The organism is Xaviernesmea oryzae, from assembly GCF_900109605.1.
Lineage (GTDB): Bacteria > Pseudomonadota > Alphaproteobacteria > Rhizobiales > Rhizobiaceae > Xaviernesmea > Xaviernesmea oryzae.
On record NZ_FOAM01000002.1, the window covers coordinates 146,766 to 167,461 of the forward strand.

Sequence of the window (20,696 nt, forward strand, 5' to 3'; positions counted from 1 at the left end):
ATCATGAGCTCCACATCCGCCGTGCAAACCTCCGATGCCGCTCTGGAACCGAGCCTCGCCAGCTTGCGGGTCAACGACCGCGATCGCTATCTGGCCTGCCTGCTGGCGCCGGAGGCCGCGCGTCCGGCGCTGGCCGCGCTTTATGCCTTTCATGCCGAAATCGCCCGCGTGCGCGACGTGGTGCGTGAGCCGCTTCCCGGCGAGATCCGCCTGCAATGGTGGCGCGATGTGCTGGACGACCCCTCCGGGGGGAAGGCGAGCGGCCACCCGATCGCCAAGGCGCTGCTCGAAACGATCGCCACATATCGTCTACCGGTCAGCGTCCTCCAAGATATGATCGATGCGCGGATCTTCGACCTTTATGACGATCCCATGGAAGGCCGCCATGCGCTGGAGGGTTATGCCGGCGAGACGGCCAGTGCCCTGATCCAGCTGGCCGGCCTGGTGCTGGACCCGCAGGCGGCGGCGGGTGCTGCCGATGCGGCAGGACATGCCGGCGTTGCCCAGACCGTGGCCGGGCTGCTTCTCCTTGCGCCCATCCATCGAAGCCGGGGGCAGGTGTTCTTTCCCCTGGATCTCCTGGCGGCCACCGGGCTTGATCGCGAGGGATTTCTCCAAGGCGAGGACAAGGCGGCGCTTGGCCGCGCCGTTGATGCCATGATTGGCCTAGGGCGAGAGCATCTGGCAAAAGCCCGCCAGGCTGCGCGGGGCCTGGCGCCTAGCCTGCGGCCCGCCTTTGTCCCTGTGGCGCTGGCGCAGCCGGTCTTCGACCGGGCGGCGCATGTTGGCGCACAGCTGTTCGAACAGCCGATCACACCGCCGCAATGGCGTCGCCAGTGGCGCATGTGGCGCGCCGCCCGCAGCGGTCGCTGGTAGCCTTCAAGGACGGCAAAGACAGGCGAGACTGACGCAAGGCCGGTCTGGCAAATGTGCACGATGTGTTCGGTGCTCGCGTGGCTGCGGGCCGGCGGCGTTGGCTCAAGCGCCTGCGGCCGAGGTGGCGCTAGCACCGTTGGGTGCGAGAGGAATCAGAAAGGGACATCGGATGGAGTTGCCAGTCGAATGGTCCTGGCTCATCGCGCTTGGAGCGGCCTCTCTTGCCGGCCTGTTCTATCTGCGCATGAATCGGCAGGCGGAGGAGGAGCGCGCGGCGCCGGACCCTGGCAACGCCATCCTCGAATTCGGCCGGGCCTTTCCGGAGGAGGCGATTCGCGCCATTCACGCCACCGAGGACGGCGGCGCCTTTTTCGTTCGCCTCCATGACGAGCGCGTTGGCCTCATGCTGTCTCGCGGCGCGCATTATGCCTGCTATCGCTTCGAAGCCGGTCAGATCCGCCTCGATCATGCCCCCGATGCGCAAACGCTCGCGATCATCTTCACCCAGTTCGACAAGCTGAACGGGCTCTACCATTTTTCGACGAGCGAGGCCGCCGGCGACGTGTCGCTCTGGCTGCTGGGCAGCTTCCGCACCTGATGGAGGACGGCGGCGGGCGTTGCAGCCGGACGAGCGGCGCGGACCATGCGCCACCTTTCAAACCACAACAGCGGGCTTGCGGGCCAAACCCTCAGGCGGAGAGGCGCCGCTCTTCGGCGTCGGCCTTCAGGCGATCGAGCCAGGCGGCGCAATCGTTCAGCGCGCGCGCGGCCGTTGCCTGTTTCTTCGCCTGCGCCTTGTCCTTGCCGCGAAAGCGCTTGACGCCTTCCGGCTTCGTGATCGCCCCGGCTTCCAGCGGCGGGAAAAGACCGAAATTGACATTCATCGGCTGAAAGGAGCGCTTGCCCGGCTCGTCCTCGTCGGCCATCAGGTGACCGCCGGTGATATGGCCGAGCAGCGCGCCAAAGGCCGTGGTCATGGGTGGCCGGCGCAGAGGTTGGCCAAGGCGTTCGGCGGCAGCAAACCGGCCGGCAAGCAGGCCGATGCTGGCGCTTTCGACATAGCCTTCGCAGCCGGTGATCTGACCGGCAAAGCGCAAGCCCGGCCGTCCCTTGAGCGTCAGCGTGGGGTCGAGCAAAACGGGAGAGTTGAGATAGGTGTTGCGGTGAAGGCCGCCGAGCCGTGCAAATTCGGCCTCCTGCAAGCCTGGAATCATCCGGAAGATCTCGGCCTGCGCGCCATATTTCAGCTTCGTCTGGAAGCCGACCATATTGTAGAGCGTGCCCAGCGCATTGTCCTGGCGCAGTTGCACCACGGCATAGGGCTTCACATCGGGCCTGTGCGCATTGGTGAGGCCCATCGGCTTCATAGGTCCATGGCGCAGCGTTTCGCGGCCACGCTCGGCCATCACTTCGATCGGCAGGCAGCCATCGAAATAGGGCGTGCCTTCCCATTCCTTGAAGCCGGTGCGGTCGCCATCGATCAGCGCGTCGACAAAAGCATTGTACTGCGCCTCGTCCATCGGGCAGTTGATATAATCACGCCCCGTGCCGCCGGGGCCGACCTTGTCATAGCGCGACTGGAACCAGCAGATCTCCATGTCGATCGTGTCTTTGTGCACGATCGGCGCGATGGCGTCGAAAAAGGCCAGCGCGTCCTGTCCGGTCTTCGCCTGGATAGCCGCAGCCAGCGAAGGCGCGGTCAACGGGCCGGTGGCGATAATCGCCAGATCCCAGTCATCAGGCGGAAGGTCGCTGACTTCCTCACGCGTCAGCGTGATCAGCGGATGCCTGTCGATCGCCTGCGTCACAGCTTCGGCAAAGCCATCGCGATCAACCGCCAAGGCGCCACCCGCGGGCACCTGATGGGCATCGGCCGACGCCATGATCAGCGAACCGGCAAGGCGCATTTCGGCGTGGAGGACGCCCACCGCATTGCTGGTGGCGTCATCCGAGCGAAAGGAGTTTGAGCAGACGAGTTCGGCCAGGCTGTCGGTTTTATGCGCTTCTGTGGGGCGCACACCGCGCATTTCATGCAGGATGACCGGAATGCCGGCCTCGGCGATCTGCCAGGCGGCTTCGCTGCCGGCAAGGCCGCCACCGATCACGTGGATTGGGGATAGGGTGTCTTTATGCGTCATGTCCCATGTCCTGACGCTTTGCGGCCGGAAATTCAAGCGCTCTCGCATCATTCCTGCGCGAGGGACACAGCATGAAAAGCAAATTGGGCAGCGGTGTCAGCGGTTTACACCTCTGTCAGCTAATCCGCACAGCACGTCGAGCAACGTGCGGCGTGGTGTCTTGAAGACGTTGAGGCGTTGGCGGTGGCAAAAACGCAGACGGCGCCCAAAGGGCGCCGTCGGATCGTTCATTTGGCTGTCAGGCGTGCAGAGATCAGATTGATGCCTGAGATCTGCAGCTTCCGGCGCCGCGACCGCAGCGATGCGGGCAGCGTTAGCGGAAGGCGCGCCGGCGCTCTCGGCCAAAAGCGGCCGGGCGTCGTCAGCGCGGCGCTTGCCGCAGAGCCGGCTTAGCGGAAGGAGCGCGACGCGATGTTGCGGATGTCGTAGCGGGTGATGCCGATATCCGACAGGGCATGGTTCGACAGGCCAGCCAGTTCGGCGAGCGTGCGGCGATAGTTCATCCAGTTCTTGGCGATGCGAATCGGGTTCATGGGTCAATCCTCGAAAAATGTTGCGGCATAGGCGTATCGTCGCCTTGCCCGATGAGGATCTTCTACACCTGCGCGGACTGAAGCTGCAGTGCAATCCGAAGGCATCTGCTATGCAAATGTGCAAATGCATGACGCCTTTTTGTGCAAAAACGTCTGATGGCTGATTTTTGACGTGTGGCGTCAGGCGCTCAAACCTAATCTTACATTGGCTTTCCGCGACCCCTGTTTGGTCGCGCAGGGACGATTCGCCTGGCCTGGCCTTGTGCCGGTGTGCAGTGCGATCGTCGCCGGCTGCAAAGCATCGATATGCATTGTGCGGAGCTGAAAGAATCGATGCCGCGATTGACGCGGAATTTCACCAGGTGCCTCTCTCGGGACATAGCCGTGGGCCCAAAATGCGCGACGCCCGCTGGGGGAGGAGGTCCAGCGGGCGTCGGCTTGAGGATCGACCGGCTAGGGAGGAGGAGAGGCCGGTGATCAAGCGCGCCGCTCTTGGGAGGAGGAGAGGAAGCGGCTGCGTTGAAACGATTAGTATGGCAAAGGGTTCCCGCGCGGTAGCGGCCTTCCGGTATGGTTGCCATGCGGTTCATGCATGGCTTTTCGGAATGTGCCGATCGGAGCGGTCCGAGGACATGTTTTCCCCTTTGTGCAAGCCACATCGGAACTGAAGTTCAGAACGCTGTCGGCTGCGTGACGCTGCTGCCGGGCAGGGTTAGCGCTCAGCGTGAAAGAAAAGCCCGGATAACGGCGCAAAAGCCCGCCGCAGCTTGCATCCCGACCCCCTTTGTGACATAGGGCCCGCTCAAGCGGGTATGGTGAAATTGGTAGACACGCCAGATTTAGGTTCTGGTGCCGTAAGGCGTGGGAGTTCAAGTCTCTCTACCCGCACCAGGATTAAGGCGATGCGGTTCGGCTGGCAGGTCTCCGCTGGCCTGGCAGGTTCATGTCGTGGCACATCGTCGCCATGGCGGGAGCAGGCCGGCCTGGCACGTCGCAGCCGCCCCTGAAGCGAAGCATGGGCCCCCTTACTCACCGATAGAGGTGGCCGGGCCCCGCAACCGAAGTGAAGGTTTTGAACATGCAAGTCATCGAAACGCGCTCCGAAGGGCTGAAGCGCGAACTGAAGGTCGTCATCCCCGCCGCTGACATGGAAGCGCGGATGGTCGAGCGTCTGGAAGACGTCAAGGGCAAGGTCCGCATCAACGGCTTTCGTCCCGGCAAGGTCCCCTTCGCGCATATGAAGAAGATGTATGGCAAGTCGGTCATGGCCGAGCTCGTCAACGAGCTGGTGCGCGACAAGCCTTCCGAGATCCTGAGCGAGCGCGGTGAAAAGTCCGCGACCCAGCCGGAAATCGCGATGACCGAAGACGAAGCCCAGGCCGAGAAGATCCTCGCCGCCCAGGCCGATTTCGAATTCACGCTGAACTATGAAGTGATTCCGTCGATCGAACTGAAGGACGTCTCGGGCATCAGCGTCACCCGCGAGGTCGTCGAGATCGACGAGAAGGAAGTCGAGGAGCAGATCCTCAAGATCGCCGAAAACGCCCGCACCTTCGAAGACAAGGATGGCGCTGCCGAGAATGGCGACCGCGTGACGATCGATTATCTCGGCAAGCTTGATGGCGAGCCCTTCGATGGCGGCAAGGACGAGGACGCTGAACTCGTTCTCGGCTCCAACCGCTTCATCCCCGGGTTTGAAGAGCAGCTGGTTGGCCTGAAGGCCGGTGACGAAAAGGTCATCACCGTTACCTTCCCGGCCGACTACCCGGCCGCCAATCTGGCTGGCAAGGACGCCACCTTCGACATCAAGGTCAAGACTGTTGCAGCGCCCGGTGCCGTCGAGATTAACGACGAGCTGGCCACCAAGCTCGGCCTCGAATCGGCGGACAAGCTGCGCGAAGTCGTGCGCGGCCAGATCGAAGGCCAGTTCGGCCAGATCACCCGCCAGAAGGTCAAGCGTCAGCTGCTCGATCAGCTCGACGCGCTCTACAGCTTCGAGACGCCCGAGCGTCTTGTCGATGCCGAGTTCGAAAACATCTGGCGCCAGATCAACACCGACCTGGAGCAGGCCGGCAAGACTTTTGCCGATGAAGACACGACCGAGGAAGAAGCCCGCGCGGAATATCGCAAGCTCGCCGAGCGCCGCGTTCGCCTTGGACTCGTTCTTTCCGAGATCGGCGAAAAGGCCGAGATCCAGGTCAGCGACGAGGAAATGCAGCGCTCGCTGTTCGAACAGCTGCGCCAGTTCCCCGGCCAGGAGCGCCAGATCATCGACTATTTCCAGAAGACCCCGGGTGCTGCCGCTTCGCTGCGTGCGCCGATCTTCGAAGAAAAGGTCGTCGATCATCTGCTCGGCCAGATCAAGGTCACGGATAAGACCGTTTCGAAGGATGAGCTGACCGCCGAAGACGAGGCCGACGACAAGCCGAAGAAGAAGGCCGGCAAGAAGAAGGCTGAAAGCGAAGCGGCCGCTCCGGTCGAAGCCGCCGCCGAGGAAGCGCCTGCTCCGAAGAAGCGCGCGACCAAGAAGAAGGCTGCCGAGGATGACGCTGCCGCTGAATAAGCGGGGCGGACATAGAGAGCTCATAGAAAAACCCCGCCTGGGCGACCAGGCGGGGTTTTAGTGTCTGATGGGCGCTCTTTCGGTGTGCTATGCGAATGGCTGTTGTTTCAACGGCCTCCTGGGTCTACCTTGCAAAAGCCTATGCGGGGATGGTTGGATGTCCGAGGACCTCGAGTTTCAGAAGCGCTTGTTGAATCAGCTATAGTCTGTCAGCGACGGAATGAGAACGTTGAACGAGCGGATTTCAGGCAACCTTGAGACGATCGGTCGCTTCGACGCAGAGTTTACGAAACTCTCGCGTCACCATGCGCAGGTCAGAGGCGACATCTTGGACGTGAAGGCGGAGGTCGCGCAGTTTCGTGCCGATGTCACGCAGCGTCTTCAGGCGCTTCTTTTGCGTATGGATGAGGTCGAAAATTCGATCGATGCTGGAGATAGCCGCATTAAGGACTTGCAGCGCGAAAATCGCGGTCAATACAACGATATACTGACTGCGATCCAAGACGGCCTGCAAAATAGCATCGCTTACCGTGAGCTATCGGAACGGGTCGAGCTGTTGGAGCGGCGTTCGCAGCTTTGATTTTTAGGCCGCTCTGCTTGTCTGTTCCGGCAAGCACAGCGGCCGTGTTCCATAGAGCAATTACACCGAGACGGCCGTTACCGTCTTTTCCTCGACATCGCCCATGCGGTTGGATGCATCGAGGCCGGCGATCTTGTAGGCTTCGGCTAGCGTCGGGTAGTTGAAGGTATTCTCGACGAAATATTCGACCGTGCCCTTCAAGTTGAGAACCGCCTGGCCGATGTGCACGAGTTCGGTCGCGCCTTCACCGACAATGTGGACACCCAGAAGGCGACGGGTCTTCAGCGAGAAGATCAGCTTCAGCAGGCCTGATTCCAGGCCCATGATGTGGCCGCGCGAGGTTTCGCGGAAACGGGCGATTCCGCATTCGTAGGGGATGCCGCGCTGCTTGACTTCCTCCTCGGTCAGGCCGCAGGTCGAGATCTCGGGAACGGCATAGATGCCGTAGGGGAAGAATTTCGGCGGCTCCTTGGCGATGGCGCCGACGGCCACGCGGGCGGCGATGCGCCCTTGCTCCATCGAGGTGGAGGCGAGCGAGGGAAAGCCGACGACGTCGCCGGCTGCATAGATATTGGGCACGCTCGTCTGGAACGTCTCGGGATTGACGCTCAGGCGGCCGCGATTGTCGGCGGTCAGGCCGGCGGCTTCGAGGTTGAGCGTATCGGTTGCGCCCATGCGACCGGCGGCGAAGAGCACCATTTCGACGATGACGACGCGGCCGCTGTCGAGCGTGATATGCACCTTACCATCGGCCTGCTTCTCCACCTTCTCGGCTTTCTGGCCGAGATGAAGCTTCATGTTGCGGTCGCGCAGCTGATAGGTGAAGTCCTCGACGATCTCGTGGTCGATGAAATCGAGCATGGTCGACTTCGGATCGATCAGCGTCACCGCCGTGTCGAGCGCGCTGAAGATCGTTGCATATTCGATCCCGATGACGCCGGCACCAATGACCGCGAGCGAGCGCGGCAGTTCCTGAATATCGAGCAACTCGTCGCTGTCGATCACCGTCTTGCCGTCGAAGGGCATATAGGATGGGCGGAAAGGCTTGGTGCCGACCGCCAGCAGGATGCTGGTGCCGGTGATCTGCAGGCTCTCGCCATCGTCCTTGATCACCTGAAGCGTCGTCGGATCGACAAAGCTTGCCTTGCCGCGCATGTGCTGCACCCGGTTGCGGGCGAACTGGTGCTCCAGCACCTCGACCTCGTGATCCAGCGTGATCAGCAGGCGGCGGCGCAGGTCTTCCGCGCTGATCTCCTGCTTGACGCGATAGGCGCGGCCATAAAAGCCACGCTCGCGCCAGCCGGTCAGGTTCAGCGCCGTCTCGCGCAGGGTCTTGGAGGGGATCGTGCCGGTATGAACCGACACACCGCCGACGCGCTTGCCCTGCTCGATCACCAGGACCTTCTTGCCCAGTTTGGCAGCCTGGATGGCGGCGCGGCGGCCTGCCGGGCCGCTGCCGACGACGACGAGATCAAATTGAACCATGATTGAGCCTGTCCGCGAAAAAGGATCGTTAAGGTTGCTGCGATGCGGGATGTTTCATCTACCGGCATAGCAGGTCAATCATGGAAAAACGGTGAAGCTCGGGCGACTGGATGTGTCGTTTTCAGACAGGTGCCGCGTCAGATCAGCCGCAGGCCCTTCAGACTGGCATGGCCGTCGCGGCCGATGATGATGTGATCATGCACGGTCACGCCGAGCGGCTTGGCGGTATCGACGATCGTCTTGGTCATATCGATATCGGCGCGGGAGGGGGTAGGGTCGCCGGAGGGGTGGTTGTGGACGAGGATGAGCGCGGTCGCTGACAGCTCGAGTGCGCGGCGCACCACCTCGCGCGGATAGACGGGCGTGTGATCGACCGTGCCGGTCTGCTGCACCTCGTCGGCGATCAGGGCATTGCGCTTGTCGAGAAACAGGATCCGGAACTGTTCGCGCGTCTCGTGGGCCATGGCCGCGTGGCAATAATCGATGACCGACGACCAGGACGACAGCACGGTCTTGCCCTTCAATTCGCTTTTCAACATGCGGTGGGCGACGGTGGCGGTCAGCTTCAAATCGAGCGCCACCGCTTCCCCGACGCCCTTGACTTCGGTCAAAAGCCCGATCGGCGCGCCGAGCACGCCGCCGAGCGTGCCGAAACGATCGATCAGTGCCTTGGCGATCGGCTTGGTGTCGCGCCGGGGAATGAGGCGGAAGAGCACGAGCTCCAGCAGTTCGTAATCGGCAAGGGCGGTGTCGCCATGGTCGCGGTAGCGGGCGCGAAGCCGGTCGCGGTGCCCGTGATAATGGGCCTCGTCGCTGGTCTTGGCAGAGACACCGGGCTTTTCATCCGCCAGCGAAATGGGCTCGGCCGGCGGCTTGAGCCTCGGGCGCCGGGTCGGCTGGTCGGCAAAGAAACCGCGCTCGTCCTCCTGTTCGGGAAGGTCGTCGAGCAGAGGCGGATTCTTGGTCATGGGTGCTTCCCGCGTGATGGACCTTGAAGCATGGCGCAAGAGGAGACAGCAGTCTTGCGACGAGATCTGTGTCGAACGAAGATGATGGCCACGCAGCGCGCCCCAGAGGGCGCGTCGCTTTAAGCCGCGACCGCGGGCAGACCGGGACGGTCCAGACCGCCGGGCGACAGAGTGAAAATTTCGCACCCCGTCGCCGTCACCCCGACCGCATGTTCATACTGCGCGGATAGCGACCGGTCGCGGGTCACCGCCGTCCAGCCGTCGGACAGCACCTTCACATGCGGTCGGCCGAGATTGATCATCGGCTCGATGGTGAAGATCATGCCCTCGCGGATCACAGGGCCATCCGTATCCCGACCGTAGTGCAGGATATTCGGCGCATCGTGAAACAGCTTGCCCACGCCATGGCCGCAGAAGTCGCGCACGACGGAGCAGCGATTGGCCTCCGCATGCGCCTGGATCGCCTGGCCGATGGCGCCGGTGCGCGCACCCGGCTTCACAGCGGCGATGCCGAGCATCAGACATTCGTACGTCACCTCGAGCAGCCGCTCGGCGCTGCGCTTGATCTCGCCCACAGGGTACATGCGGCTCGAATCGCCGTGCCAGCCATCGACCATGTAGGTCACGTCGATATTGACGACATCGCCCTCGCGCAGCGGCTTCTCATTGGGGATGCCGTGGCAGACCACATGGTTGATCGAGGTGCAGGAGGATTTTGTATAGCCGCGATAATTCAGCGTCGCCGGCAGCGCCCCATTGTCCATGCCGAAATCGAAGACGAAGCGGTCGATCGCATCTGTGGTCACCCCCGGCTTGACGATGTCGGCCAGGCCGTCCAGGCAGCGCGCCGTGATCGCACAGGCACGGCGCATGCCTTCGAAATCCTCCGGTCGGTACAGGCGAATGGCGCCGGTGTTGCGCAAAGGGGCCGCTTCGGCCTCGATATAGGTGACCATGCTCTCGTCTTTCGCTTCGTCGCGCGCAGTCTCCGCCGAGCCTTGACGACGGCCTTGAAGGCCTCGGACCTGGCTGCGGGATGCAGACTCATTTCTTAATCCACCGGCCTATCGCCCGTCCATGCGCCGTTGCGCATTTCCGCGAAGGCCTACATCACCAAGCCGCCAGAAAGGGGCAGGGCGCGAGGCCGTCAGGCGCGCACGCGGACGTAGGAGCCCGGCGCTTCCTCGATGCTGTTGAGCTGCCCTCCGGTCTTGCGTGCGGGCACCTGCTTTGCATCGAGCGCCGAGACCCAATCATGCCAATGCGGCCACCAGGAGCCTGGATGCGCCTGCGCCTGTTCCAGCCAAGCCTCATAGGACCCCTCGGCCGGGCCGCCGGTCCAGAATTGATATTTTCGCTTGTCCGGTGGGTTTACCACGCCGGCAATGTGACCGGAGCCGGCAAGCACATAGGTAACCTTCCCACCAAAGCACGACGAGCCGAGAAACACCGATTGCGGCGGGGCGATGTGATCCTCGCGGGTCGCGAGATTGTAGATCGGGATCGTCACGTCCTTCAGCGAGATCGGCGCGCCGCCAAGCTGCATCTCGCCGCGGCTCAACTTATTGTCGAGATAGCAATTACGCAGATAAAAAGCGTGGTTGGCGGCCGGCATTCGCGTGGAATCGGAGTTCCAGTAAAGCAGGTCGAAGGCCGAAGGCTCCTCGCCCTTGAGATAGGCATTGACGAAATAAGGCCAGATCAGCTCCGAGGCGCGCAGCATGTTGAAGGCCATGGCCATTTGCGAGCCTTCCAGGAAGCCCCGCGCCTTCATGCGCTCCTCCAGCCCGTGGATCTGCTCCTCGTCGACGAAGACCTTGAGATCGCCCGCATGGGTGAAGTCGACCTGCGTGGTGAACAGCGTTGCCGAGCGGATGCGCTTGTCGCCCTCGCGCGCATGAAGGGCCAGCGTGGCGGCCAGGAGGGTGCCGCCGACGCAATAGCCGATGCTGTTGACCTCTTCCTCGCCGCAGGACTGGCGAATCGTGTCGAGCGCGAAGCCAACGCCCTCGCGGGCATAGGACTCCCAGTCCTTGTCCGCATGCCGCTCGTCGGGATTGACCCAGGAGATGACGAAGACCGTGTGCCCCTGGTTTACGGCCCAGCGGATGAAGGATTTTTCCGGATTGAGATCCAGCACGTAGAATTTGTTGATCCAGGGCGGGCAGATCAGAAGAGGGCGCTTGAGCACCGTCTCCGTCTGCGCGTCATATTGCAGGATCTGGCAGATATCGTTCTGGGCGATCACCTTGCCCGGCGTATTGGCGATGTTCTCGCCTACCGCAAATTTGCTGGTATCGGTCTGGCGCAGGCGCAACTGGCCGCCGCCTGCCAGAATGTCCTCCGCCATCATTGCCATGCCGCGCACCAGATTGGCGCCGTTGGAGGCGACCGTCTGGCGATAAAGCGCGGGATTGGTGGTGACGAAATTGGCCGGCGACAGCGCGCTGGCCATCTGGCGTGTGTAGAACATCGCCTTGTGGCGCACATGCGGATCCAGCCCCTCGGCATTGTCCACCATGCGCTCGGCCCAGGCGGCCAGCACGCTATAGGCCTGGCGCAGGAAGTCGAAAAATGGGTTGTTGGCCCAGTCGGGGTCTGAAAAACGCTTGGCGTCTGGCCGCGCGGCGGCGGGATCCTCGGTCTCCTCACCCTGCAGGCGCTGCATCGAGCGCATCCAGATGCCCATCATCGCGCTCATCAGGTGGGTCTGCGCTTCGAGCGTGCGGCGTGGATCCGATAGCCAGTATTCGCAGACCTTCGACAGAGTCTTGACCATGTCCACGGCCGGGTCGGCCAGGTGATCCACCGTCTCGCCGCTTTCGCGCGGCTGCAGCCAGGCAGAGGCGGCCTGTCCTGCCTTTTCCAGTGCCTTGGCGAGATTGACGGTCAGCGCTTCGGGATCCTTGACCAGATAGGCATTGACCGATGCCGGATCGAAGCCCGCAAAACCGCTCGTGCCGGCGCCAGGGCCGTGCCCGGTCGAATTATCCCCTGCCAAGCCGAATCCTCCGCATTGCGCGCTGCTTTTGGTTTTTTGCATTCTGCCTCAAAAGCGGTAAAGGTGCCAGCGCGGGAAAAGTCCTTGCGTTGAGGCGCGATGGACCCCGCAACCGGCCGCATGAAAGGCGCCGGGGCATATCGATGATCCTGCCGCCACCCGACGGGGAGCTTGGGGCGCGGCATCTGATGGCGGAGCGACGAAAGCATGAGACTGGCCAAGATCACCAACGCCGCAGCGTGGACACGCCCGGCCCGCAGGCTCCTAGGCCTCGGTTCACACGGTCTTGGTGCTCAAGGGCTCGGCGCGCTCGGCCTTGCCGCCGTGCTGGCGAGCGGGTGCACACAGACCATGCCGAAAAGCCAGCCCTCCGCCTATACCGCCGCCATGCTGCGCGAAGCGCCGAAGGACGTGTATCCGACGATTGAGGGCAAGCTGCCGGCCGCCGCGCCGCAGATGACCAATGATCAGGCGGCAGAGCAGCAGAAGCGGCTTTCTGCCCTATCGGCGCAGCGCGCCGGCGGTCAAATTTCGCAGGCCGAATATGAGCGTCGGCGCCGCCAGATGATGAAGCTCGCCGAGACGCACGGCCAGCAGACACTCGACGAAATCGGGTCCCAGACGCCTGCGGCGCCGCAGGCCCAGTGACGATTAAGGGCGGAGACCCGTTTTTGGCGCAAAAAGCCCAATGGGCCGGTCTTCGCGCCCTGAAAAAGCCGTGAGTGCAGTGCCTCTCGGAGCCTTGTCGGATCAGGCGCGTGGCAGCGATCGATTAGCGCTTGCCTTTCCCTGCATTTGGACGCAAAGCGAACAGATTGCGGCCATCGATCCGGGTCCGAGGATCGGCGGTGACAGCGAGGACTATCGGCGGCGCCGGAGGCGTCGCGGCGAGGATTTAAAACATGGAAGAGTTTCACAAGGTTCGGCGCCTTCCGCCCTATGTTTTCGAGCAGGTCAACCGGCTGAAGGCCGCCGCCCGGGCCGGCGGCGCCGATATCATCGATCTTGGCATGGGCAATCCCGACCTGCCGACGCCGCAGGCGATCGTCGATAAGCTCTGCGAGGTCGTGCGCGATCCGCGCACCCATCGCTACTCGTCCTCTAAGGGCATTCCCGGCCTGCGCCGCGCCCAGGCGGCCTATTATGCCCGTCGTTTCGGCGTGAAGCTCAATCCCGATACGCAGGTGGTCGCCACGCTCGGCTCGAAGGAAGGCTTCGCCAATATGGCGCAGGCGATCACCGCGCCCGGCGACGTTGTGCTCTGCCCGAACCCGACCTATCCGATCCATGCCTTCGGTTTTCTGATGACGGGCGGCGTCATCCGCTCGATCTCGGTCGAACCCGATGACAGCTTCTTCCCGCCGCTCGAGCGGGCGGTCCGGCACTCGATTCCCAAGCCGATCGCGCTGATCATCAACTATCCGTCGAACCCGACGGCCCATGTGGCGAGCCTCGATTTCTACAAGGAGGTCGTCGCCTTCGCCAAGAAGCACGATCTCGTCATCCTTTCCGACCTTGCCTATGCCGAACTCTATTTCGGCGATGTGGCGCCGCCCTCCGTTCTGGAAGTGCCCGGCGCCATCGACTGCACGGTGGAGTTCACCTCCATGTCGAAGACCTTCTCCATGCCCGGCTGGCGCATGGGCTTTGCCGTCGGCAACGACCGGCTGATCTCGGCGCTGACGCGGGTGAAGTCCTATCTCGATTACGGCGCCTTCACGCCCATCCAGGTGGCCGCCACGCATGCGCTGAACGGCGATGGATCCGACATTGCCGAGGTCCGCTCGATCTACAAGCGCCGGCGCGACGTGATGGTTGAAAGCTTCGGCAAGGCCGGCTTCGATGTCCCGCCGCCGGAGGCGACCATGTTCGCCTGGGCGAAGATCCCGGAGAAATTCCGCCATCTCGGCTCGCTGGAATTTTCCAAGCTGCTGGTCGAAAAGGCCGATATCGCGGTTGCGCCGGGCATCGGCTTCGGCGAGCAGGGCGACGACTACGTCCGCATCGCACTCGTTGAAAACGAGCATCGCATTCGCCAGGCTGCCCGCAATCTGAAGCGCTTCCTCTCCTCGGCGGATGATACGCTGCACAATGTAATTTCGCTCAACGCACGACGCTGAGCGGTTTGTTTGGGCCTATGCCCCGTCTTGAACTTGTATTGAAAAGAGGGCGGCAGCGATTGTCGCCCTTTTCCATGAGGCTCGATGTCCGTCCGGGCCCGGTGTCGACAGTTCGCTGGGCGCTTGGGCGCTGGTGCGTCTTGTTATATCGCATCTTCAGGCGCTGCCGGGGTGACAAAGCGGGCGCTTCGGTGGCAGAAGGCTGCCGACGGATATTTTCAAAGGACGATCTGATATGGCGGAAGCGCTGAAACTGGGCGTTGCGGGTCTCGGCACGGTGGGGGCCTCGCTGATGCGCATTCTCGCCGAGCGGCGGGAAAGCCTCGCGACGACCTGCGGCCGGCCGATCGAGGTCGTGGCGGTCACGGCCCGCAGCCGCGGCAAGGATCGCGGCATCTCGCTCGACGGTGCAAAGTGGTTTGACGATGCCGTCTCGCTTGCGCGTGAGGCCGATATCGATGTCTTCGTCGAGCTGATGGGCGGCGCGGAAGATCCTGCCTATTCCGCCGTGAAGGCGGCGCTGGCGCGCGGCCTGCATGTGGTGACCGCCAACAAGGCGCTGCTGGCGGCCCACGGCATGGAACTGGCGGCGCTGGCCGAGGAAAACGGCGCGCTGCTGAATTACGAGGCGGCGGTTGCCGGCGGCATTCCCGTTATCAAGGCAATCCGTGAATCGATGACCGGCAATACGATCTCGCGCGTCTACGGAATCATGAACGGCACCTGCAACTACATCCTGACACGGATGGAGAAGGAGGGGCTGACCTTCGAAGCCTGCCTGAAGGAAGCCCAGCGGCTCGGCTATGCCGAGGCTGACCCGACCTTCGACATCGAGGGCAACGACACCGCCCATAAGCTGGCGATCCTGACGAGCCTGGCCTTCGGCACCGCGATCGCGCCTGACGATATCTATCTCGAGGGCATCTCCAACATCTCGATCGAAGATATCCAGGCGGCGGCCGATCTCGGCTACCGGATCAAGCTGCTGGGCGTTGCGCAACGCACCGAGAGCGGCATCGAACAGCGCGTCCATCCGACCATGGTGCCGCAAAATTCGGTGATCGCGCAGGTCGATGGCGTCACCAATGCCGTGGCGATCGAAGCGGATATTCTGGGCGAACTGCTGATGGTCGGCCCCGGTGCCGGCGGCAATGCCACAGCCTCCGCTGTGCTCGGCGATATCGCCGATATCGCCAAGAGCCGCCCGGGCGCCCAGCGTGTGCCCGCCTTCGGCCAGCCGACCAGCGCGCTGCGTCCCTATCGCCGGGCGCAGATCCAGAATCACGAGGGCGGCTACTTCATCCGCCTGAAGGTGCAGGACCGCACGGGCGTCTTTGCCTCGATCGCGACGGCGATGGCCAGGAACGAAATCTCGCTCGAATCGATCATGCAGCATTCCAAGCAGCCGACCGACGAGCAGGCGCAGACTATCATCCTCGTCACCCATGCGACCCACGAGGAGCAGGTGCGCAAGGCCGTCTCCGCCATTCGCGGCGAGGGCTATCTGGTGGGCGAACCGCAGGTGATCCGCATCGAGCGTCCGAAGGACAATTGAACGGGAAGGGCAGGCCCATGCTGGAGGCGCCGGATCCGGTTCCCCGCGCTTTCCTGAATGTCGAGCAATCGGCAACGGGCCAGCGCTGGATCGCCCGTCTCGATCAGGCGGGCCTCAACCGCTCTTTGGCGATAGCCCAGGTTCATGGCTTGCCGGAGCTGGTGGCGCGCGTACTGGCCGGGCGCGGCGTGGTGCAGGATGATGCGCTGCGCTTCCTCGATCCGACCATCCGCGACCTGATGCCCGATCCGCGCAGCCTGACCGACTGCGCCAAGGCGGCAACCCGCATCGCCGCTGCCATCGAGCGGCGTGAGAAGGTGGCGATCTTCGGCGATTATGACGTGGACGGCGCCAGCGCCTCGGCGCTGATGTTCCGGCTTCTCAGCCATTTCGGGCTGGAGCCACGCATCTATATTCCAGACCGGATCTTCGAAGGCTATGGCCCGAACCCGGCAGCGATCAACCAGCTGATTGATGAAGGGACGCGGCTGATCATCACGGTCGATTGCGGCTCTACCAGCCATGAGTCGCTGCAGGTGGCGGCCGATCGCGCGATCGACGTCGTGGTGATCGACCACCATCAGGTCGGCCTCGATTTGCCGCCAGCCCATGCTTTGGTCAACCCGAACCGGGAGGACGATCTGTCCGGCCAAGGCCATCTCTGCGCGGCCGGTGTGGTTTTCCTGGTGCTGGTTGAGGTCCTGCGCCAGCGGCGCGAGGCGGGTGACGGGCGCGCGCGCGCCTTCGATCTCCTCGGCCTGCTCGATATCGTGGCGCTGGCCACCGTCTGCGATGTCGTGCCGCTGAAGGGACTGAACCGCGCTTATGTCGTCAAAGGCCTGATCGCCGCCCGGCATATGAAAAATCCCGGACTCGCCGCAATCTTCCGCCAAGCGGGAATCGGCGGGCCGGTCACCCCTTATCATTTCGGTTTCGTCGTCGGCCCGCGCATCAATGCCGGTGGCCGCATCGGCGATGCCGCGCTCGGCAGCCGGCTCTTGACGCTCGACGATCCGCACAAGGCAAGCGAGATCGCCGTCTTGCTGGAAGATCTCAACCGCGAGCGCCAGGCAATGGAAAAGGCCATGCTTGCCGAAGCCGAGGCCGAGGCCATGGCGGAATATGGGGACGGCTCCACCGCCGGCGTGATTCTCACCGCGCGGGAGGGCTGGCATCCCGGGATTGTCGGACTGATTGCCTCGCGGCTGAAGGATCGCTTCCGCCGACCGGCCTTCGCCATCGCCTTCAACCCCAATGGCACCGGAACGGGATCGGGCCGCTCGATCAGCGGCTTCGATATCGGCAGGCTCGTGCGCGCGGCCGTATCCGAACGCCTGCTCGTCAAGGGTGGCGGCCATGCCATGGCGGCCGGCTTGACGGTGGAGCGCGGCAAGCTCGGCGCGCTGCGCAATTTCTTCGAGGACCGCGCACGTGACAAGGTGGCGGAGCTCGCAGCAAGCGAGGTGTTGAAGATCGACGGGGCGCTGGCGGCCTCGGGCGCGACCTTTGAGCTGATGGATCAGATCGAACGTGCCGGGCCCTATGGCGCCGGCCATCCGCAGCCGATTTTCGCGCTGCCGGCCCATCGGGTGCGCGATGTGCGGCCCGTCGGCGAAAACCATATCAAAATCTCGCTCGAGGCGCCGGACGCGACGCGAATCGACGCCATGGCCTTTCGCGCCGTCGGCGGGCCGCTCGGCGATTTCCTGCTGGGGTCGCGCGGCAATCTCATTCATGTCGCCGGCAGTTTGTCCGCCGACAGCTATCAGGGCATGCGCCGCGTGCAGTTGCGTGTGATCGACGCCGCTCCGGCACGCTGAGGCGCTTGAGACCCGCCGCACCGCCGGTAGGTACATGAGCAGTCGCCATATGTCGCCGGGAAAGTCACGCTCTGGAAGGTATGTTGCGGGTGCCGCTCGATTTGTCAGCCACAGGCGCAAAGCCTTGCGGCAGCGTCAGTTTCCGCACGAAGCCGCCTTCAGGTGTCATCACCCGCACGGATGGTGGCAAGAGCTGCTTGGCGTCGCCCTCGCTCGACCAGAGAAGATGCCATCCCGGTCGAAGCGATTCGATTGGGATCGACCATCTTGGTGGCGAAGCGCTCTTCGTCTTTGTCCGGCACCGTCACCTGCCGCAGGACCCGCACATCGTCGGTGCTTGCGGCGTGGCAATCAGCAGCCAGCTCGTCGAATCGCGCCGGTGCTTTTTCCGACCGATCCTCTGAAATCGCTGGGGCAAGGCTGCGTACAGATGCCATGCACGCCGCCATCAAAGGCGCATGAACATAGTCATCACAGAAGAAAATCGGGGGGGGTGGCACGCCCTAGGGGAGTCGAACCCCTCTTTTCAGAATGAAAATCTGACGTCCTAACCGATAGACGAAGGGCGCATGCCGTTGAGATCGAACAGCGCGTTTGCCGCTCGTCTCGTGGGGGTGCTTATAGCTTCGCACAAACCAGCCTGCAAGCCCCAAATGAATGAAAGTGAAGCGTTTTTTGCGTATTTTCTTGGCGCTGAACGCGATCTGTTGATAAGCTTCAGGCACAGGCCAAACAGCAAAGAGGCCCGTCGAGAAACGGGCCAGCGAACAAACATAATTGGAGTGGATGGCACGCCCTAGGGGAGTCGAACCCCTCTTTTCAGAATGAAAATCTGACGTCCTAACCGATAGACGAAGGGCGCATGCCGGAGATCCCGTCGGCCGCCCGTTGGCGCCGCGTCGTCTCGTGGGGGTGCTTATAGTCATGCCTTTCGCAGCGCGCAAGCGAGAAAATCGCGATCCTTCATTTTTTTGACACATGACGCGGTGGTGAAAATTCATCGTTTAAAATCAATCTTTTGATCCTGTGGATTCAGCTTGCGAGATCGTGATCCGGGTCATCGCACGTCATAAGCAGGCGTCCTCGATTCTGTCTTGAGGCCATGCGGGCCGGCAGGCTTTGCCGTCCCTTTGGCTAGACGTTGCGCGGCTTGCAGTCCCAGTTCCAGTCGCGCCGTGTGCCGGTGTCCACATGCACGGACTGGGTATGGCAATAGGTGCCGACGCCGCCCACAGTCGGCAGCGAGCGCAGATAGCTGGCCAGCTCCAGCTTGCCGACGCCCGCCACCTGAATATCGGCCGCCTCGCAGGTGAGGTGGCGCGATTTCGGCACGCCGCCGACGCGGGCATTGTGCACGGGCGTGCGATGGCCTGAGGTGACCAGCACCTTGCGGCCGAAGCGGGTTTCGACGGATTTCAGGATTGCGCGAAGATCGGGGCGAAAGCAGCTGGAATCGACATTGGCTTGTTCGAGCCAGAAGCCACTGGCGGCCAGCCGCGCAAGCCCAGGAAGAGACGCCTTGGAGACGCGCGGGCTGTTGTCGTCATGCTCCGGGTCCATGTCGTCGACAGTGGCGAACATGGACCGTGCCCGGATGCCGGGCAGGGGCTTGTAGCTCAAAGCGGCGATCTGCTGCGGGGTCGTTCCTGCGGGGATTTTTGCCGCACCTTTGGCGGCCTCTTTGCCAAGCGCGGCGCTGCCCTTCCCGGGCTTGGCAAAGAGGCCGATGAGCGAAGAGCCGGACCCTGCGTCCGAACTCTCCGGCTGTGCCACTGGCGCGGCTTGCGGCGGCAGGGGCACCGTGGTCTGCGGGTAGGCCGCGGCCGCCGGCGGTTCGAACAGGCTGCGCGGCGCGCCGCCCTGGCCGGCTTGCCGGTTAGAAAAGATGCTGCCCGACATGGCGTTGACTGCCGTTCCCTGCATCACCACGCCGCCTTCCGGGCTGTCCAAGGCAGCCGGTGCGGCGGTTGCGACCGGTGCGGCGCCATTTGTCGGCGTGGTGAGAAGTGCGGGCTGGGCGGCCGTCGTGTCGGCCTGGCTGGCGGCCTGTCCGCCGGCTTGCGCCACAGCGGGCTCGGCGAGCCTGGGAGCGTGCGCCGCAGCCGTGACCTGGCCCTTGGCGGCTTCCTCCTGTGCGGCTTCGTAAAGGGCGTCCGTGGCTTTGTCGGCCGTTTCCTTGCTCGACACGCAGCCGGAGAGAAGGCTGGCAGAGATGAGCAGGCCGAAGAACAGGCGCAGTGTGGGGCGGATCACGCGGGCAGGCCTCCATCGCCTTGTGTGCCGGCGTGGCCGCGTATCGGGTCGCGATCCAAAAGACATGCCGCCGGCGGGAATCGGGCCTGATGCCCGTCCGTCGGCGGCAAGCTGCGCTTTCAGCTTTGTGTGAGGCTTACCAGCTGCCGGTATTGGCCATGGAGCTCCAGGGTTCCTGCGGCGCCAGCCGCTCGCCCTTCTGCAGAAGCTCGATGGAAATGCCTTCAGGCGAGCGAACGAAGGCCATGTGGCCGTCGCGCGGCGGGCGGTTGATGGTGATTCCCGCATCCATCAGCCGCTGGCAGGTCTCGTAGATATTGTCGACCTCATAGGCCAAATGGCCGAAATTGCGCCCACCCGTATAGTCCTCGTGATCCCAGTTCCAGGTCAGTTCCAGAAGCGGGGCCTGTTCGCTCTTGGCGCGGTCGAGATCGTCGCGCGCAGCGAGATAGACGAGGGTGAAGCGACCCTGCTCGCTCTCGATCCGTCGAACCTCGGTCAGGCCGAAGACTGTGCCATAAAAGTGCAGTGCGGCGGTGAGGTCGCTGACGCGGACCATGGTGTGAAGATAGCGCATTCGTATCGTCCTCGATCGAAGAATGGGTGCCGTGGGCTGCATCGGGGCAGGGGCTCAAGGCCGGGGTCGGTCTGCCCTCAGGCCCGGCAGGGCTTATGTAACCGGCCATCAGCCAGGGGCAAGCCTCGGGCGCTAGCCTTCTTCCTCAAGGCGGCAAATTTCGTTCGAGGACTTGCGCTGGGCCGCGCCCCGGATGTTATGCTTCAGCCTTAAGAATCAGTAACCGC

The 20,696-nt window shown here is 63.2% G+C and carries 17 protein-coding genes and 3 tRNA genes; 9 read left to right on the forward strand and 11 right to left on the reverse strand.

The annotated features are described in order from the left end of the window. The first annotated feature begins 3 nt into the window (after positions 1 to 3). Both BMX61_RS02385 and BMX61_RS02390 read left to right on the forward strand, forming a co-directional pair. Positions 4 to 876, forward strand: coding sequence for a phytoene/squalene synthase family protein (locus BMX61_RS02385; protein WP_075627748.1), 873 nt, complete (start codon positions 4 to 6; stop codon positions 874 to 876). 169 nt (positions 877 to 1,045) lie between these two features. After that, positions 1,046 to 1,474, forward strand: a complete 429-nt coding sequence (locus BMX61_RS02390; protein WP_075627747.1) for a hypothetical protein — start codon at positions 1,046 to 1,048, stop codon at positions 1,472 to 1,474. Between the two features lie 91 nt (positions 1,475 to 1,565). On the opposite strand, the gene trmFO is transcribed toward BMX61_RS02390, so the two are convergent. Then, a complete protein-coding gene (trmFO, locus tag BMX61_RS02395; protein ID WP_075627746.1) occupies positions 1,566 to 3,014 on the reverse strand; it encodes a methylenetetrahydrofolate--tRNA-(uracil(54)-C(5))-methyltransferase (FADH(2)-oxidizing) TrmFO in 1,449 nt (482 codons plus the stop codon). Positions 3,015 to 3,403: 389 nt separating this feature from the next. After that, positions 3,404 to 3,547 (reverse strand): DUF1127 domain-containing protein, encoded by a 144-nt coding sequence (locus tag BMX61_RS02400; protein ID WP_075627745.1) that lies wholly within the window; start codon positions 3,545 to 3,547, stop codon positions 3,404 to 3,406. A gap of 806 nt (positions 3,548 to 4,353) precedes the next feature. On the opposite strand from BMX61_RS02400, the gene BMX61_RS02405 reads away from it, so the two are divergent. The 3 genes from BMX61_RS02405 to BMX61_RS02415 all read left to right on the forward strand — a co-directional run bounded on the left by BMX61_RS02405 (position 4,354) and on the right by BMX61_RS02415 (position 6,690). Beyond that, positions 4,354 to 4,438 (forward strand) — tRNA-Leu (locus tag BMX61_RS02405). Positions 4,439 to 4,625: 187 nt separating this feature from the next. Further along, the gene (gene tig / locus BMX61_RS02410) at positions 4,626 to 6,110 is read left to right on the forward strand and encodes a trigger factor (protein ID WP_075627744.1); all 1,485 of its coding nucleotides are present in this window, start codon (positions 4,626 to 4,628) and stop codon (positions 6,108 to 6,110) included. Positions 6,111 to 6,339: 229 nt separating this feature from the next. Beyond that, positions 6,340 to 6,690, forward strand: a complete 351-nt coding sequence (locus BMX61_RS02415) for a hypothetical protein (protein WP_139198863.1) — start codon at positions 6,340 to 6,342, stop codon at positions 6,688 to 6,690. 60 nt (positions 6,691 to 6,750) lie between these two features. Here the strand turns inward: BMX61_RS02415 and sthA are convergent, their stop codons facing one another. The 4 genes from sthA to phaC form a co-directional block, all read right to left on the reverse strand. Further along, positions 6,751 to 8,175 carry a Si-specific NAD(P)(+) transhydrogenase gene (gene sthA, locus BMX61_RS02420; protein ID WP_075627742.1) on the reverse strand — a complete coding sequence of 475 codons (1,425 nt, stop codon included), beginning with the start codon at positions 8,173 to 8,175 and terminating at the stop codon, positions 6,751 to 6,753. A 137-nt stretch (positions 8,176 to 8,312) separates the two neighbouring features. Beyond that, positions 8,313 to 9,143, reverse strand: coding sequence for a RadC family protein (radC, locus tag BMX61_RS02425; RefSeq protein ID WP_075627741.1), 831 nt, complete (start codon positions 9,141 to 9,143; stop codon positions 8,313 to 8,315). 119 nt (positions 9,144 to 9,262) lie between these two features. Beyond that, positions 9,263 to 10,099: a type I methionyl aminopeptidase gene (gene map / locus BMX61_RS02430; protein ID WP_075627740.1), complete on the reverse strand. Its 837-nt coding sequence runs from the start codon at positions 10,097 to 10,099 to the stop codon at positions 9,263 to 9,265. Between the two features lie 191 nt (positions 10,100 to 10,290). After that, a complete protein-coding gene (gene phaC, locus BMX61_RS02435; protein ID WP_075627739.1) occupies positions 10,291 to 12,144 on the reverse strand; it encodes a class I poly(R)-hydroxyalkanoic acid synthase in 1,854 nt (617 codons plus the stop codon). Positions 12,145 to 12,351: 207 nt separating this feature from the next. Between phaC and BMX61_RS02440 the strand changes: the two genes are divergently transcribed. The 4 genes from BMX61_RS02440 to recJ all read left to right on the forward strand — a co-directional run bounded on the left by BMX61_RS02440 (position 12,352) and on the right by recJ (position 17,639). Next, positions 12,352 to 12,792: a hypothetical protein gene (locus tag BMX61_RS02440; protein WP_139198864.1), complete on the forward strand. Its 441-nt coding sequence runs from the start codon at positions 12,352 to 12,354 to the stop codon at positions 12,790 to 12,792. Positions 12,793 to 13,046: 254 nt separating this feature from the next. Beyond that, on the forward strand, positions 13,047 to 14,264 hold the full coding sequence (locus BMX61_RS02445) for an LL-diaminopimelate aminotransferase (RefSeq protein WP_075627737.1): 1,218 nt from the start codon (positions 13,047 to 13,049) through the stop codon (positions 14,262 to 14,264). Positions 14,265 to 14,499: 235 nt separating this feature from the next. Continuing rightward, the gene (locus BMX61_RS02450) at positions 14,500 to 15,819 is read left to right on the forward strand and encodes a homoserine dehydrogenase (protein WP_075627736.1); all 1,320 of its coding nucleotides are present in this window, start codon (positions 14,500 to 14,502) and stop codon (positions 15,817 to 15,819) included. Positions 15,820 to 15,836: 17 nt separating this feature from the next. After that, the gene (gene recJ, locus BMX61_RS02455; RefSeq protein WP_075627735.1) at positions 15,837 to 17,639 is read left to right on the forward strand and encodes a single-stranded-DNA-specific exonuclease RecJ; all 1,803 of its coding nucleotides are present in this window, start codon (positions 15,837 to 15,839) and stop codon (positions 17,637 to 17,639) included. Positions 17,640 to 17,797: 158 nt separating this feature from the next. On the opposite strand, the gene BMX61_RS24225 is transcribed toward recJ, so the two are convergent. The 5 genes from BMX61_RS24225 to BMX61_RS02480 all read right to left on the reverse strand — a co-directional run bounded on the left by BMX61_RS24225 (position 17,798) and on the right by BMX61_RS02480 (position 20,469). Continuing rightward, positions 17,798 to 18,076, reverse strand: a complete 279-nt coding sequence (locus tag BMX61_RS24225; protein ID WP_139198865.1) for a hypothetical protein — start codon at positions 18,074 to 18,076, stop codon at positions 17,798 to 17,800. Positions 18,077 to 18,133: 57 nt separating this feature from the next. After that, positions 18,134 to 18,208 (reverse strand) — tRNA-Glu (locus BMX61_RS02465). A gap of 218 nt (positions 18,209 to 18,426) precedes the next feature. After that, a tRNA-Glu gene (locus tag BMX61_RS02470) sits at positions 18,427 to 18,501 on the reverse strand. 272 nt (positions 18,502 to 18,773) lie between these two features. Next, positions 18,774 to 19,892 (reverse strand): D-Ala-D-Ala carboxypeptidase family metallohydrolase, encoded by a 1,119-nt coding sequence (locus tag BMX61_RS02475; RefSeq protein ID WP_075627733.1) that lies wholly within the window; start codon positions 19,890 to 19,892, stop codon positions 18,774 to 18,776. A gap of 136 nt (positions 19,893 to 20,028) precedes the next feature. After that, positions 20,029 to 20,469, reverse strand: coding sequence for a VOC family protein (locus tag BMX61_RS02480; RefSeq protein ID WP_075627732.1), 441 nt, complete (start codon positions 20,467 to 20,469; stop codon positions 20,029 to 20,031). Positions 20,470 to 20,696: the final 227 nt, after the last annotated feature.

Excerpts from the sequence above, each read along its gene's own strand:
- BMX61_RS02385 (WP_075627748.1), top strand. The coding sequence starts at position 4 with ATGAGCTCCACATCCGCCGTGCAAACCTCCGATGCCGCTCTGGAACCG.
- BMX61_RS02390 (WP_075627747.1), top strand. The coding sequence starts at position 1,046 with ATGGAGTTGCCAGTCGAATGGTCCTGGCTCATCGCGCTTGGAGCGGCC.
- trmFO (WP_075627746.1), bottom strand. The coding sequence starts at position 3,014 with ATGACGCATAAAGACACCCTATCCCCAATCCACGTGATCGGTGGCGGC.
- BMX61_RS02400 (WP_075627745.1), bottom strand. The coding sequence starts at position 3,547 with ATGAACCCGATTCGCATCGCCAAGAACTGGATGAACTATCGCCGCACG.
- tig (WP_075627744.1), top strand. The coding sequence starts at position 4,626 with ATGCAAGTCATCGAAACGCGCTCCGAAGGGCTGAAGCGCGAACTGAAG.
- sthA (WP_075627742.1), bottom strand. The coding sequence starts at position 8,175 with ATGGTTCAATTTGATCTCGTCGTCGTCGGCAGCGGCCCGGCAGGCCGC.
- radC (WP_075627741.1), bottom strand. The coding sequence starts at position 9,143 with ATGACCAAGAATCCGCCTCTGCTCGACGACCTTCCCGAACAGGAGGAC.
- map (WP_075627740.1), bottom strand. The coding sequence starts at position 10,099 with ATGGTCACCTATATCGAGGCCGAAGCGGCCCCTTTGCGCAACACCGGC.
- BMX61_RS02440 (WP_139198864.1), top strand. The coding sequence starts at position 12,352 with ATGAGACTGGCCAAGATCACCAACGCCGCAGCGTGGACACGCCCGGCC.
- BMX61_RS02445 (WP_075627737.1), top strand. The coding sequence starts at position 13,047 with ATGGAAGAGTTTCACAAGGTTCGGCGCCTTCCGCCCTATGTTTTCGAG.
- BMX61_RS02450 (WP_075627736.1), top strand. The coding sequence starts at position 14,500 with ATGGCGGAAGCGCTGAAACTGGGCGTTGCGGGTCTCGGCACGGTGGGG.
- recJ (WP_075627735.1), top strand. The coding sequence starts at position 15,837 with ATGCTGGAGGCGCCGGATCCGGTTCCCCGCGCTTTCCTGAATGTCGAG.
- BMX61_RS24225 (WP_139198865.1), bottom strand. The coding sequence starts at position 18,076 with ATGGCATCTGTACGCAGCCTTGCCCCAGCGATTTCAGAGGATCGGTCG.
- BMX61_RS02480 (WP_075627732.1), bottom strand. The coding sequence starts at position 20,469 with ATGCGCTATCTTCACACCATGGTCCGCGTCAGCGACCTCACCGCCGCA.